The following is a 14,144-nucleotide window of genomic DNA, read 5'->3' as shown; positions in this document are numbered from 1 at the left end:
GCGTTTCCCTGTAGGAACTGCCGAAGGCTGCGATCTTTGATCTTGCTTCAGGCGTTGTCTTTGTAGGTCTTCAACGCTTTGAGCCGCTCACGCTTCAGCGCTTCGCCCAATTCCGGCCCCTTGAACCCCTGCTCCAGCAAAGGCTGCACCGCCACCGCTCGCGCAGCTTGCGCCGCTCCGCGCAAATAATCCGCCTGTGGATAACTGCGCTGCTCCAGGCCCTTGCGGCCACGGGCGTCCATCTCGCACGCGACGATAAACTCTTCGAAGCGCTGCGGCCGGCGATATATATCGAAGCTCTGCAATAACTCCAGCAGCGTCGAGGCTTTCAGCTCCAGCGCCCGGTGCCCATGGGTGTGATACTGCCCGACCAGCAGCGCCAGTTCCTGACAGTCCTTGGGGACCTTGAAGCGCTCGTTGACCGCTTTGATCAGCTTCAGCCCCGTGTGCTCATGGGCGATATGCCGGGGCCATTCATCTTCCGGCGTCAGACCTTTGCCCAAGTCGTGCAGCAGGCAGGCCCAGCGCACCGTCAGCGGCTGCTTGTGCAGGGCCGATTGCTCCAGCACGCTCAAAGTGTGCAGGCCCGTGTCGATTTCCGGGTGATGAGTTTCCGGCTGCGGCACGCCGAACAAGGCGTCGACTTCCGGCATCAGTACTTTCAGCGCGCCACAGTCGCGCAATACCTGGATGAACACCTGTGGGTGATCTTCCATCAAGGCGCGGAAATTTCCTTCCAGCTGCGCTCGGCAGTCAGCGCTTGCAGTTCGCCGGACTCACTGAGCTGCCGCATCAGGTCCATGGTTTCATCGGCGACCGTGAAGCCCAGCCCGGCATAGCGCGCGGCGAAACGGGCAACGCGCAGCACACGCAGCGGATCTTCGGCGAACGCCGGGAAACATGGCGAAGGATTCGTGCTTCGAGGTCGCGTTGACCATGATACGGATCGGTCAGGTTGAGTTGATCGTCCTCGGCCATGGCATTGATCGTCAGGTCGCGGCGAATCAGGTCTTCTTCCAGCGTGACTTCCGGACTTGCATAGAAGGTGAAGCCACCGTAACCGCGACCGCTCTTGCGCTCGGTGCGGGCAAGGGCATACTCCTCGCCGGTTTTCGGGTGCAGAAACACGGGAAAATCTGCGCCGACCGGGCGAAACCCCTGGGCGAGCATTTCCTCCGTGGTAGAGCCCACCACGACCCGGTCGACATCGGTGACCGGCAACCCTAACAGGCGATCACGTACCGCGCCGCCAACCTTGTAAACCTGCATAAAAACCTCCGTCAGTCCGACAGGATAACCCTTGCGTCAGACTTTCGGAGGCCGGAACCGGATCAAAGATGAATCACGGCCAGATCGAGCCGGCCGTAATCGCCCTCGTTGTGCTCACTGCGTGGCGGCACGTGATGGGTTTTCATGATCTGGTCGCCCTGCAGGGTTTCCAGATGAATGTCGAAGCCCCACAGCCTATGCAGATGCTTGAGCACTTCCTCGGTGGAGTCGCCCAACGGTTTGCGGTCGTGCTGCTGATGACGCAGGGTCAGCGAGCGATCGCCGCGCCGGTCAATGCTGTAGATCTGCACGTTCGGCTCACGATTGCCGAGGTTGTACTGCGCAGCCAGGGTTTCGCGGATGATTCGGTAGCCGCCCTCGTCATGAATGGCTGGCACCAGCAGGTCGTCCTTCTGGTCGTCATCGAGGATGCTGAACAGTTTCAGATCGCGAATCACCTTCGGCGACAGGTACTGCAGGATGAAGCTCTCGTCCTTGAAACTGCTCATGGCGAACTTGATGGTCGACAGCCAGTCGGAACCGGCGATGTCCGGGAACCAGCGGCGATCCTCTTCGGTAGGCTCTTCGCACATGCGCCGAATGTCGCGGTACATGGCGAAACCCAACGCATAGGGGTTGATGCCGCTGTAGTACGGACTGTCGAAACCCGGTTGGAACACCACGCTGGTGTGCGAGGTGAGGAATTCCATCATGAAGCCGTCGGTGACCAGGCCTTCGTCATACAGATCATTCATCAGCGTGTAATGCCAGAACGTTGCCCAGCCTTCGTTCATGACTTGGGTCTGGCGCTGCGGATAGAAATACTGGGCGATCTTGCGCACGATGCGCACGATTTCGCGTTGCCAGGGTTCCAGCAGTGGCGCGTGTTTCTCGATGAAATAGAGGATGTTTTCCTGCGGTTCGGCCGGGAAGCGGGCGTTGTCCTTGTCGCTGTATTTGTCCGCGCCTTTGGGAATGGTGCGCCACAGATCATTGATCTGCTTCTGCATGTGCTCTTCACGGTCCTTTTGCCGCCGGCGCTCTTCTTCGGCGGAGATCGGATACGGACGCTTGTAGCGGTCGACGCCGTAATTCATCAAGGCATGGCAGGAATCGAGGAGATCTTCCACGGCGTCGATGCCGTGGCGTTCCTCGCACTGCATGATGTACTGCTTGGCGAACACCAGGTAATCAATGATCGAACTGGCATCGGTCCAGGTGCGGAACAGGTAGTTGCCCTTGAAGAAGCTGTTGTGGCCATAGCAGGCATGGGCCACCACCAGCGCCTGCATGCAGATGGTGTTTTCTTCCATCAGATAGGCGATGCACGGGTCGGAGTTGATCACGATCTCGTAGGCCAGGCCCATCTGCCCGCGACTGTAGGATTTCTCTGTGCTGAGGAAGTGTTTGCCGTAGGACCAGTGGTGATAGCCCAGCGGCATGCCCACCGAGGCATAGGCGTCCATCATCTGCTCGGCGGTGATCACTTCGATCTGGTTGGGATAGGTGTCCAGTGCATAACGGGCCGCGATCCGGGCGATTTCACGGTCGTAGGTCTGGATCAGCTCGAATGTCCATTCGGAGCCGGTGGAAATGGGTTGGCGTTTCTGCTCTTTGGCGGTCATGTCACTAACCTGCGCTGGAAGAGTTCACGGAAGACCGGATAGATATCTCCGGCCGAGACCAGTTGCTGCTGGGCAAACGTGTCAGAGAAGGCTTCGGCGATGCGTTCGTATTCGTACCACAGGGCCTGGTGTTCGCGCGGGGTGATCTCCACATAAGTGTAGTACTGCACAAACGGCATGATCTGGTTGATCAGGATGTCGCGGCAGATCGGCGAATCGTCGTTCCAGTTGTCGCCGTCGGAGGCCTGAGCGGCGTAGATGTTCCACTCGTTGGTCGGATAGCGCTCGGCCATGATTTCCTGCATCAGCTTCAGGGCGCTGGAAACAATGGTGCCGCCGGTCTCACGAGAATAGAAAAACTCCTCTTCGTCCACTTCCCGGGCGCTGGTGTGGTGACGGATGAACACCACGTCGATCTTGTCGTAGTTACGCTTGAGGAAAAGGTACAGCAGGATGAAGAAGCGCTTGGCGATGTCCTTGGTCGCCTGCGTCATCGAACCGGAAACGTCCATCAGGCAAAACATCACTGCTTTGGAACTGGGATTGGGTTGCTTGACCAGCAGGTTGTATTTCAAGTCGAAGGTATCTAGGAACGGCACGCGATGGATGCGTGCGCTGAGTTTTTCAATTTCAGCCTCGAGTTCCTGGATATCGCCGAAGTTGTCCGGTTCTTCGCGCTTGAGCCGTGCCAGCTCTTCCTTGGCTTCGCGCAATTTCGCGCGGCTGCTGCCAGACAGGGCAATACGACGCGCATGCGCTGAGCGCAGGGTGCGGATGATGTTGATCCGCGACGGATTGCCCTCGTTGCTGATCCCGGCGCGTACGGTTTTGAATGTGTCGGTGCCGGTCAGGTTGCGTTTGACCAGGTTCGGCAGTTCCAGGTCTTCGAACATGAATTCGAGAAACTCTTCCTGCGTGATCTGGAAGACGAACTCGTCCATGCCTTCGCCGGAATTCCCCGCCTTGCCCGGACCGCGTCCACCGCCGCCTCCCGGTGGACGAGCGATATGTTCACCGGCCGTGAACTCTTTGTTACCGGGATGCACGACGGTCTGTTTGCCGCCGCGTCCGTGATGAAGCACCGGTTCGTCGATGTCGCGACCGGGAATGCTGATCTGTTCACCGTGCTCCATATCGGTGATGGAGCGCCGGCTGACTGCCTCTTCGACAGCCTTCTTGATGTGGTCACGGTAGCGTCGCAGAAAACGCTGACGGTTCACCGTGCTCTTGTTCTTGCCATTGAGGCGTCGGTCGATCACATAGCTCATAAGGCCCCTCCGGGGAGCTTCAAGTTTTGAGCTGCAAGCTGCAAGTTGAAGCGATTGGGCCAGGATTCAGCCTCCGCGCGCTCTTTCTTGCAGCTTGTGGCTTATAGCTTGCAGCTGCCTCACTGCGACTTGCGGACCCGCAGGTACCATTCGGACAGCAGGCGTACCTGTTTATCGGTGTAGCCACGTTCAACCATTCGCGTAACGAAGTCGTTGTGTTTCTGCTGATCCTCCTTGCTGGCCTTGGCGTTGAAACTGATGACGGGCAGGAGGTCTTCGGTGTTGGAGAACATTTTCTTCTCGATGACCACCCGCAGTTTTTCGTAGCTGAGCCAGGTCGGGTTCTTGCCGTTGTTGTTGGCCCGGGCGCGCAGGACGAAGTTGACGATTTCGTTACGGAAATCCTTCGGATTGCTAATGCCGGCCGGTTTTTCGATTTTTTCCAGTTCTTCGTTCAGCGCCACGCGGTTGAGGATCTCGCCGGTTTCCGGATCGCGATACTCCTGGTCCTGGATCCAGAAATCCGCGTACAGCACGTAGCGGTCGAAGATGTTCTGACCGTATTCGCTGTAGGATTCCAGATAAGCAGTCTGGATTTCCTTGCCGATGAACTCGATGTAGCGCGGTGCCAGGTATTCCTTCAGATAGCGCAGATAACGCTCGCGGGTTTCGGCCTGGAACTGTTCCTGTTCGATCTGCTGCTCCAGCACATAGAGCAGGTGCACTGGGTTGGCGGCGATTTCATGCGGATCGAAGTTGAACACCTTGGAGAGGATCTTGAAGGCGAAGCGGGTCGACAGACCGTTCATGCCTTCGTCGACACCGGCCGAATCGCGATACTCCTGAATCGACTTGGCCTTCGGATCGGTGTCCTTGAGGTTTTCACCGTCGTAGACGCGCATCTTCGAGTAGATGTTGGAGTTTTCCGGCTCCTTGAGGCGTGACAGCACGGTGAATTGCGCAAGCATTTTCAAGGTGTCCGGTGCGCAGTGCGCCTTGGACAAGGAACTGTTGAACAGGAGTTTGTCGTAGATCTTCACTTCATCGCTGACGCGCAGGCAGTACGGCACTTTGACGATGTAGATCCGGTCGATGAACGCCTCGTTGTTCTTGTTGTTGCGGAAGGTATGCCACTCCGATTCGTTGGAGTGAGCCAGCAGGATGCCAGTGAACGGAATCGCGCCGAGGCCTTCGGTACTGTTGTAGTTACCTTCCTGCGTAGCGGTCAGCAAAGGGTGCAGCACCTTGATCGGTGCCTTGAACATTTCGACGAATTCCATCAGGCCCTGGTTGGCCCGGCACAGCGCACCGGAGTAGCTGTAGGCGTCGGCGTCGTTCTGCGGGAATTCTTCAAGCTTGCGGATATCGACCTTGCCGACCAGCGCCGAGATGTCCTGGTTGTTCTCATCACCGGGTTCGGTCTTTGCCACGGCGATCTGATTGAGGATCGACGGGTACAGCTTGACCACGCGGAACTGGCTGATGTCGCCGCCGAATTCGGCCAGGCGCTTGGTCGCCCAGGGCGACATGATGGTGTTCAGGTAGCGCCGTGGAATGCCGAAATCTTCCTCGAGGATTGCGCCATCTTCGGTGGCGTTGAACAAACCCAGGGGCGATTCGAAAACCGGTGAGCCCTTGATGGCGTAGAAGGGCACCTTCTCCATCAATTGTTTCAGCTTCTCGGCCAGGGACGATTTACCGCCACCGACGGGGCCGAGCAGGTAGAGGATCTGTTTCTTCTCTTCCAGGCCCTGGGCCGCGTGGCGGAAATAGGAGACGATCTGGTCGATGCATTCTTCCATCCCGTGGAAGTCTTCAAAGGCCGGATAGCGGCGGATCACCTTATTGGAAAAAATGCGCGACAGCCTCGAGTTGGTCGAAGTGTCGAGCAGTTCCGGTTCGCCGATAGCCATCAATAGACGCTCGGCGGCGGAAACGTAGGCGCTCCGGTCTTTCTTGCACAGCTCCAGGTACTCTTGCAGCGAGAGTTCTTCCTGGCGTGTGGACTCGAAGCGTTGTTGGAAGTGGCTAAAGATACTCATGACGTCACCTCGCTCGATACGTGGAGCCGACGCCGGATCACTCAGTCGATGCTGGCAGCAGTCGCTGTGGCAGCTGCTGTTTACCCCAGAATTCTTCCACGGTCGACAAACCGCGAAAGCTACTCCCGATGACCCGCGCGCCGGTGTACCGGCTCTCCCTGTTTTGGATGGCCTGCGCTTAAGGATAGTTGGGAATTCGAGAGGTAAAGGCGAGATACGTAATTAGTTGTGGCAGACCGTTCGTCTGCCGCGCGCAGGCCCACGGCAGCCGGGGCCTGCGCCGCGCAAAAATTATTCGGCGGTGCCTTGCGCGGTTTCCGACGGATAAGTCGTACGCCACAGCTCAAAGCCGCCGTCCATGCTGTAAACGTCGGAGAAGCCCTGGCTGACCAGATAGGCGGCTGCGCCCTGGCTGGAATTGCCGTGGTAGCAGACCACCACGGTCGGTGCATCAAGGTCGGCACCTTGAATGAAAGCGTGCAGCGAATGGTTGTCGAGATGCTTCGAGCCGCTGATATGCAGCGCGGCGAAGGTCGCTGGATCGCGTACGTCGACTACGACTGCGCCCTGTTCACGCAGGGCCTGCGCCTGTTCTGGGGGATTCGTTTGAATTCGCTCATGGCGGGTTCCTGTAGCTCAACTGAAAGTGCAGTCTAACGCGGTGCGCCGACTGGCGAAGATTCGGGGATAAGTGGCGCGACCGTGTGTGCAAGCCCGCCGTGTTCATCACATTTGCATGACAGACGTTCGCCGCTGTCGACGTTCATCAGTGTCAGGCTGCCGCCCCATACGCATCCGGTGTCCAGCGCTGAAATGCCCGGCTCGTGGATGTTGCCTTCGAGCGCTGCCCAGTGGCCAAAAATGATGCGCAGGCCTTTGGTCTTGCGTTCTTTGTGCTGAAACCACGGTTTGTAGCCGGGCGGGGCGCTGTCGAGGCCTTCCTTGCTCTTGAGGTCAAGCTTGCCCTCGGCGGTGCAAAAGCGCATGCGCGTGAAGTAATTGGTGATCACCCGCAGGCGATCGATGCCTTTGAGGTCGTTGTCCCATTTTGCCGGCTCGTTGCCGTACATGCCGTCAAGGTAGGCCGGGAAGACATTGTCGTCGCGCAGTGCAGTCTCGACTTCGGCGGCGCATTTAAGGGCACGGCGCAGCGACCATTGCGGCGGGATGCCGGCGTGGACCATGGCGACATCACGGATTTCGTCGTAATGCATCAGCTTCTGCTGGCGCAGCCATTCCATCAGTTGCGGGCCATCGGGCGCCTCGATGATTTCGCGCAAGGTGTCGCTTTTCTTCAAACGCTCGATCTTTTTCGCGGCGGCCAGCAGATGCAAATCGTGATTGCCGAGGACACAGACCAGCGACTCGCGCATCTCATGGAGAAAACGCAGGGTTTCCAGCGACTGCGGGCCACGGTTCACCAGATCGCCAACCAGCCATAGCCGATCCAGCGCCGGGTCAAAGGCAACTTGCTTGAGCAGGCACTTGAGCGGCTCGAGGCAGCCTTGCAAGTCGCCGACGGCGTACGTCGTCATCAGTGCAGGGCTCCGGGTACAGCGAGGCGAAACGGTTTGATGACTGCATCGAAATGTTTACCGTCATCAGCGAGCATCTGATAGGTGCCCTGCATGGTGCCGACCTTGGTGGTCATCACCGTGCCGCTGGTATACGTGTGGCTCTTGCCTGCATCGATCAACGGTTGCTGGCCAACGACGCCTTCACCGCGTACTTCTTCGACATGGCCGTCACCATCGGTAATTACCCAGTGCCGGGCCAGAAGCTTGGCGGCAAGCTCGCCGTTGTTCTGCACGGTGATGGTGTAGGCGAAGGCGAAACGGTCGTGTTCGGGTTGCGATTGGTCTGCCAGATAGTGAGTGACGACGCTGACATCGACCTGATAACGGGAATCGGACATGCAAGAGGGCCTTAACGAAGCGGAACGCGGGGCGTAGCTGATGGGGAATCAGTCTAGGCAAGTATCGGGCAGTAAACCAGAGTGGTGTGCTGCCCGATAGCGTTCATCGCGGGTCAGTCGGCGGCGGGAGCTGCCGGGACCTGTATCGCGAGCTGGTCGGCCAGACGCACGAATGCGGCCAGATCCAGTTGCTCGGGACGCAGGCTGCCATCGACGCCAGCGGCTTCGATCTCGGCATTGCTGAGCAATTGCTTGAGGGTATTGCGCAAGGTTTTGCGGCGCTGGTTGAAAGCTTCGCGCACCACGCGCTCCAGCAGCTTGTGATCCTTGGCCGGGTGCGGCAGTACCGCGTGGGGCACGAGACGAACGATCGCCGAATCTACTTTCGGCGGCGGATTGAACGCGCCCGGTCCGACGTTGAACAGATGTTCTACACGGCAGTGATACTGAACCATGATCGACAGACGACCCCAATCACCGCCACCCGGGCCTGCGGCCAGACGCTCGACCACTTCTTTCTGCAACATGAAGTGCATGTCACGAATGATGCCGGCGTTGTTCAGCAGGTGAAAAATCAGCGGCGTGGAGATGTTGTAGGGCAGGTTGCCGACTACCCGCAGGCTGTTTGGCGCGGCGTTCAGCGAATTGAAGTCGAACTTCAGCGCATCGCCCTGATGCAGGTTGAAATTGCTCATGCCAGCAAACTGCTGATTGAGGATCGGAATCAGATCCTTGTCCAGTTCCACCACGTCGAGTTGCGCGCCAGAGCCAAGCAAACCTTGGGTCAGGGCACCCTGGCCGGGGCCGATTTCCAGCAGGCGGTCGTCAGGCTTGGCGTGAATGGAGCGCAGAATGCGGTCGATAACGCCGGCATCGTGGAGGAAGTTCTGACCAAAGCGTTTGCGCGCCTTGTGTTGGTATTGCTCGTTCATAAACGGGTCTCGGCCATCTGGTAGGCGGTTTCCAGGGCGACTTGCAGGCTGCCGGTGTCGATCCTGCCGCTGCCGGCCAGATCCAGGGCGGTGCCATGGTCGACCGAAGTGCGGATGATCGGCAGGCCCAGCGTCACGTTGACGGCAGCGCCGAAGCCCTTGTACTTGAGCACGGGCAAGCCCTGGTCGTGATACATCGCCAGCACTGCGTCGCAGTGCTCCAGATATTTGGGGGTAAACAGAGTGTCGGCAGGCAGCGGGCCACGAAGGTCCATGCCCTCGCCGCGCAGGCGCTCTAATGTCGGTTCGATAATGTCTATTTCTTCATGGCCCAGGTGGCCACCTTCACCGGCGTGCGGGTTGAGGCCGCAGACCAGGATGCGTGGCCGGGCAATGCCGAATTTTTCTTGCAGATCGGTGTGCAGGATTCGCGTCACTCGCTCTAGCCGTTGCGGGGTGATCGCGTCGGCAATCTCCCGCAGAGGCAGATGCGTGGTGACCAGCGCCACGCGCAAACCGCGAGTGGCAAGCATCATCACTACTTGCGCGGTGTGCGTCAGATCAGCGAGGAACTCGGTGTGTCCGGAAAACGCGATGCCCGACTCGTTGATCACGCCTTTGTGCACCGGCGCGGTGATCATCCCGGCGAAGTCGCCGTTCAGGCAGCCATTGCCGGCACGGGTCAAGGTTTCGAGGACGAACGCCGCGTTGGCCTTGTCCAGTTCCCCTGCGACTACCGGTGCGCTGAGCGGAGTGTCCCAGACGTACAGGCTGTTGGTCGGCGCTGGAACATCTGGCCACTGCCCTGGCGCGACATCCAGCAGATTGACGACCAGCCCCAGTTGCGCGGCCCGCTCAAGGAGCAGGTCGCGGCTGGTAATGGCAATCAGGGGATGTGGCTGGGCTTGCGAGGCGAGCAGCAGGCACAGGTCGGGACCGATGCCGGCTGGTTCGCCGGGTGTCAGCGCGAAACGCTTGGGTTTCACTGCGCTGCCTGGTCTGCACCAGGGAGTTTTATTTCTACGTACGCTTCGTCACGGATCTGCCGCAGCCAGGTTTGCAGCTCTTCGTCGTATTTGCGGTTGCGCAGTACGGTCATGGCTTGCTGCTCACGGGCCTGTTCGGTGCTGTCGGTGGCGCGACGGCCAAGGACTTCCAGCACGTGCCAGCCGTATTGCGTCTGGAATGGCTTGGACAGCTGACCTTGTGGGGTCTTGGCCATCACCTCGCGGAATTCCGGCACGAGTACGTTCGGGTCGATCCAGTTCAGGTCGCCACCATTGAGCGCGGAACCCGGGTCTTCCGAGTAGTTCTTCGCCAGCTCGGCGAAGTCTTCGCCGGCAGTGATGCGGTCGTACAACGATTGCACCAGTGCCTTGGTCTTGGCCTCGTCGCGGATCGGGCTCGGCTTGACCAGGATGTGGCGCACATGAACCTCGTCGCGCATCTGCGCTTCGCCGCCACGTTTGCCCAGTAGCTTCAGAATGATGAAACCGCCCGGTGTACGTGCAGGTTGGGTGATGTCGCCGACGGCCATGCTGCTCAGTTCACGATCGAAAGGCGGTGGCAGTTGCGCGGCTTTACGCCAGCCCATGTCGCCGCCTTCCAGCGCATTGTCGCTGCCGGACTTGGCAACAGCCATCTGACCGAAGTCGGCGCCTTGCTTGAGCTGCTGGTAAACCTCCATGGCCTGACGCGCGGCGCTCTGAATGGCATCAGAGTTGGCGCTTTCCGGAGTCGGGATCAGGATGTTGGCCAGGTGCAGTTCTTCGGACAGCTGCATTTTGCCAAGGTCGGAGGCGAGGAAGTTTTTCACTTCCTGCTCGGAAACCTGAATACGTTCGGCCACACGACGCTGACGCACACGGCTGATGATCATCTCGCGCTTGATCTGATCACGGGCGTCATCATAGTTCAGGCCATCGCGAGCGAGCGCAGCACGAAACTGATCAACAGTCATGTTGTTGCGCTGAGCAATGGTGCCGACAGCCTGGTTCAGCTCTTCGTCAGTAATGCGGATGCCCGAACGTTCGCCGATCTGCAGTTGCAGGTTTTCTACGATCAAACGCTCGAGCACTTGCTGATCGAGCACGCCCGGAGGCGGCAGACCGCCACCGCGCTTGGCGATGGTCTGCTGAACTTCGTGAACGCGCTGGTCCAGTTGGCTCTGCATGACCACGTCGTTGTCGACGATCGCCACCACTTTATCGATGGACTGTACGGCGGCGTTGGCCGCCGTACCAGGAACAACGCGCCCAGCAGCACCGGGCGCAGACAATCAGAAAGCTTGGTCTTCACGTTCACGATAACCTTGAATGCCTTTGTCGAGGAAGCTCTCTACCTTGGCGCCAGTCAGGCCGCCGAGTCCCTTCAGAACAATTTGGAGGAAGACGCCATGGTCGCCTTTTTCGTTTTGCGGAGCTTCCTGGCTGAACTCGTCATAGGAAACCCAGTAACGGTTGATCAGGCGCAGTTTCCAGCAGCAGTTGTCGTATTCGAAACCACCGAAAGCTTCCAGCGTGCGATTACGGTTGTAGTCGTACTGCCAGCGGCTGATGGCATTCCACTGCGGAACGATCGGCCAGATGACCGAGAAGTCATGCTGCTGGATCTTGTAGTAGTCCTTCACGTAGCCAGGCTGCCCGGGAACGCCGTAGTCACCACCGCCCACCGACCACTGACCGGTGTTCTGGTCATAACGAATCTGATCGTTGCGATAGCGATAGCCGGCATTGATGACCTTGTTCGGGTTGTCGGCTGGCTGGTAGTGGAACATCGCACTGCCGGAGCGCGGGCTGCGGCTGTCCGGGTCCCAGTTGTAGTCGGCTGTGGCGCGCCAGTCGCGGTTCCAGCGGTATTCGTATTCAAGCGCGTATGGCGAGACACTGGATTTGGAATCTTCACGGGTTTTCGCATCGATGCCAGGCAACTGCACTTCGCGATTCTTGAAGTAATAAGCCTGGCCTACGCTGATTTTCTGACGCTCGAAACCGTTGTCTTCGATCCAGCGGCTGGTCACACCCAGTGACAGCTTGTTCTCGTCACCGACACGGTCGGCACCGGTAAAGCGGTTGTCACGGAACAGCGAGGAGTAGCTGAACGTCGTTTCGCTGGTATCGAACACCGGAATATCCTCCTGATCGACCTCAGGGACGTACAGGTAGAACAGGCGTGGTTCCAGAGTCTGGCGATAGTTCTTGCCGAAGTACGAAGTATTTCGGTCGAAGTAGAGGCCACTATCAATGCTGGCGATCGGTACGCCACGATTCTGGTTGCTGTCAAACTTGCCGTAGAGCTTCTGGTTTGCTGGCGACAGCGCATCGATCTGCGCTTTACCGGTGTTATCCAGATCAAGCTGATATTGGGTGTACTGATATTTCAGCGATGGCTTCAGGAAACCATATGTCCAGCTCATCGGCAGGCTGACGCCCGGCTTCAGATTCAAGCGATCGCCATTGGCACGAGCCAGGCCGGTGATGTTGTTGTCCAGACGCGGCTCGGTGGTAATACCGTCTTCCTGCACAAAGGTGCCGCTTCTCAGATCGCGGTCGAAACGCACCAGCTCGGTCTGATAATCGAAATCGAGGCCTTCTGGATGATACGGCAGCTGACCATTGAAGGTGATCTGCGGCAGACGGCCATACGGTGTGATGTTCGAGACAGTAGCCAGTTGGTATTGCTGCGCGTTGAGGCGTGCGGTGTAGCTGTCGCCACGATAAGTGACCGAGCCCTGCTGGTTGACGAAATCGTCACTCTTGACGCCGATCTGGTCAGTTTGCAGGTCCTGGAAGTAATACGGATCGCTGATCTTGGTGTAGTCAACCTGGGTCAGCACGCGGGAGTCGAGACCGCCCTTGTGCTGCCAGTTGTACATGTAGCGAGTCTCGTTGTAGTCGGACTGGCGTTTGCGATCGTCGTTCTCGTCGTTGAGGTACGAGGCCCCGAACTGACCTTCACTCGACTTGGTCAGGTAACGGAATTCGCCTTCCACCAGCATGCCGCGCTTGCTCATGTAGCGCGGGTACAACGTGGCGTCGTAGTTCGGCGCCAGGTTGAAGTAGTACGGCGTGACCAGCATGAAGCCGGTGTCGCTGCCCGAGCCGATGGTCGGCGGCAGGAAGCCTGACTGGCGACGGTCGTCGATCGGGAAGTAGATGTACGGGGTGTACAGAATCGGGATGTCTTTGACGCGCAACGTCACGTTGGTTGCGGTACCGAAACCGGTCGCCGGGTTCAAGGTGATGTTGTTGCCCTTGAGCTGCCACGCGTTGCTGTTAGGTTCGCACGTGGTGTACGTGCCGTCCTTCAAGCGGATGATCGCGTTTTCGGCACGCTTGGCATACAGCGCATTACCGCGGATACGCGATTTGTGCATCACGTATTCGGCGTTGTCGACCTTGGCTTCACCGGTGTCGAGCTGCACATCGGCGTGGTCGCCGACGATCAGTGCGCCGTTGTCGCGGATGCGCACGTTGCCGGCCAGTTCGCCACGGCTCTCGGCCTGATACAGATTAGCCTCGTCAGCTTCGACCTGCATGCTGCCCTGACGCATGATCACGTCACCGGCGAGGCTGGCGACCTGGGTGTCTTGCTCGTAACGCGACGCTTTGGCACCAATGAAGGTCGGCGCGTCACTTTTATTCGTCTTGTCATTCATGCCAGGACGAATCGGTTCGATATAGGAACCAGAGCAGTAAGGACCAGTCTCGGCCAATTGGGCGGCGGTGAGCTTCTCGCGCGGAACCCAGTCGAGGTGACTGTAGTCTTCGCTACGGGATTTCAGGCCGCGGCCCTTGGACTCAGTGACCAGTGCGGTTTTTGCACCGGTCTCTGCGCCGGAACCGTTGTCGGCCGGGGCCTCGCCAGCAGAGCTGACGGCACTGCCGTCATGCACCGGACGCGGCGGCAATGCCGCGGCGGGCGACTTGGGCGCACAGTCCCAGCCACCCGTAGCCGAGACGGAGCAGTCATACTGCTCGGCGGCAACAACGAATTGACTGGCCAGAGGTTGCATAGCCAGCAGACTGCCGGTTACCAACAACGGAAATTTTTACGAAACGCGGGGGATTTCAATGCCATCTTATTAGTCCGGG

7 protein-coding genes and 4 pseudogenes are annotated in these 14,144 nt (G+C 58.8%); all 11 read right to left on the bottom strand.

Annotated elements, in window-relative coordinates; all coding sequences use genetic code 11:
* Positions 1-47: 47 nt before the first annotated feature.
* Positions 48-1,269, bottom strand: a pseudogene (locus LJU32_01865) (multifunctional CCA addition/repair protein).
* Positions 1,270-1,331: 62 nt separating this feature from the next.
* Positions 1,332-2,894, bottom strand: coding sequence for a SpoVR family protein (locus tag LJU32_01860; GenBank protein ID WKV89243.1), 1,563 nt, complete (start codon positions 2,892-2,894; stop codon positions 1,332-1,334).
* Positions 2,891-4,162 carry a YeaH/YhbH family protein gene (locus LJU32_01855; GenBank protein ID WKV89242.1) on the bottom strand — a complete coding sequence of 424 codons (1,272 nt, stop codon included), beginning with the start codon at positions 4,160-4,162 and terminating at the stop codon, positions 2,891-2,893. The genes LJU32_01860 and LJU32_01855 overlap by 4 nt, the downstream gene beginning before the upstream one ends.
* A gap of 119 nt (positions 4,163-4,281) precedes the next feature.
* Positions 4,282-6,204 carry a PrkA family serine protein kinase gene (locus LJU32_01850; GenBank protein WKV89241.1) on the bottom strand — a complete coding sequence of 641 codons (1,923 nt, stop codon included), beginning with the start codon at positions 6,202-6,204 and terminating at the stop codon, positions 4,282-4,284.
* Positions 6,205-6,495: 291 nt separating this feature from the next.
* Positions 6,496-6,824 (bottom strand): annotated as a pseudogene (glpE, locus tag LJU32_01845) (thiosulfate sulfurtransferase GlpE).
* A 33-nt stretch (positions 6,825-6,857) separates the two neighbouring features.
* Positions 6,858-7,739 carry a symmetrical bis(5'-nucleosyl)-tetraphosphatase gene (locus tag LJU32_01840; protein WKV89240.1) on the bottom strand — a complete coding sequence of 294 codons (882 nt, stop codon included), beginning with the start codon at positions 7,737-7,739 and terminating at the stop codon, positions 6,858-6,860.
* Positions 7,739-8,119, bottom strand: a complete 381-nt coding sequence (gene apaG, locus LJU32_01835; GenBank protein ID WKV89239.1) for a Co2+/Mg2+ efflux protein ApaG — start codon at positions 8,117-8,119, stop codon at positions 7,739-7,741. The genes LJU32_01840 and apaG overlap by 1 nt, the downstream gene beginning before the upstream one ends.
* A 113-nt stretch (positions 8,120-8,232) precedes the next feature.
* A complete protein-coding gene (rsmA, locus tag LJU32_01830; GenBank protein WKV89238.1) occupies positions 8,233-9,051 on the bottom strand; it encodes a 16S rRNA (adenine(1518)-N(6)/adenine(1519)-N(6))-dimethyltransferase RsmA in 819 nt (272 codons plus the stop codon).
* The gene (gene pdxA, locus LJU32_01825; GenBank protein ID WKV89237.1) at positions 9,048-10,037 is read right to left on the bottom strand and encodes a 4-hydroxythreonine-4-phosphate dehydrogenase PdxA; all 990 of its coding nucleotides are present in this window, start codon (positions 10,035-10,037) and stop codon (positions 9,048-9,050) included. The genes rsmA and pdxA overlap by 4 nt, the downstream gene beginning before the upstream one ends.
* A pseudogene (gene surA / locus LJU32_01820) lies at positions 10,034-11,355 on the bottom strand (peptidylprolyl isomerase SurA). The gene pdxA and the pseudogene surA overlap by 4 nt, the downstream one beginning before the upstream one ends.
* Positions 11,330-14,130: pseudogene (locus LJU32_01815) on the bottom strand (LPS-assembly protein LptD). The pseudogenes surA and LJU32_01815 overlap by 26 nt, the downstream one beginning before the upstream one ends.
* Positions 14,131-14,144 lie beyond the last annotated feature (14 nt).

The sequence above is a fragment of the Pseudomonas sp. B21_DOA genome (genome assembly GCA_030544685.1).
Taxonomy (GTDB): Bacteria; Pseudomonadota; Gammaproteobacteria; order Pseudomonadales; family Pseudomonadaceae; genus Aquipseudomonas; species Aquipseudomonas fluorescens_AO.
Note: the sequence above shows the minus strand (reverse complement) of the source record. Positions and strands in the feature narration are given on the sequence as shown.

Bases quoted from the DNA above. Each gene is read 5' to 3' on its own strand.
- LJU32_01860 (WKV89243.1), bottom strand. From the start codon at position 2,894: ATGACCGCCAAAGAGCAGAAACGCCAACCCATTTCCACCGGCTCCGAA.
- LJU32_01855 (WKV89242.1), bottom strand. From the start codon at position 4,162: ATGAGCTATGTGATCGACCGACGCCTCAATGGCAAGAACAAGAGCACG.
- apaG (WKV89239.1), bottom strand. From the start codon at position 8,119: ATGTCCGATTCCCGTTATCAGGTCGATGTCAGCGTCGTCACTCACTAT.
- LJU32_01840 (WKV89240.1), bottom strand. From the start codon at position 7,739: ATGACGACGTACGCCGTCGGCGACTTGCAAGGCTGCCTCGAGCCGCTC.
- rsmA (WKV89238.1), bottom strand. From the start codon at position 9,051: ATGAACGAGCAATACCAACACAAGGCGCGCAAACGCTTTGGTCAGAAC.
- LJU32_01850 (WKV89241.1), bottom strand. From the start codon at position 6,204: ATGAGTATCTTTAGCCACTTCCAACAACGCTTCGAGTCCACACGCCAG.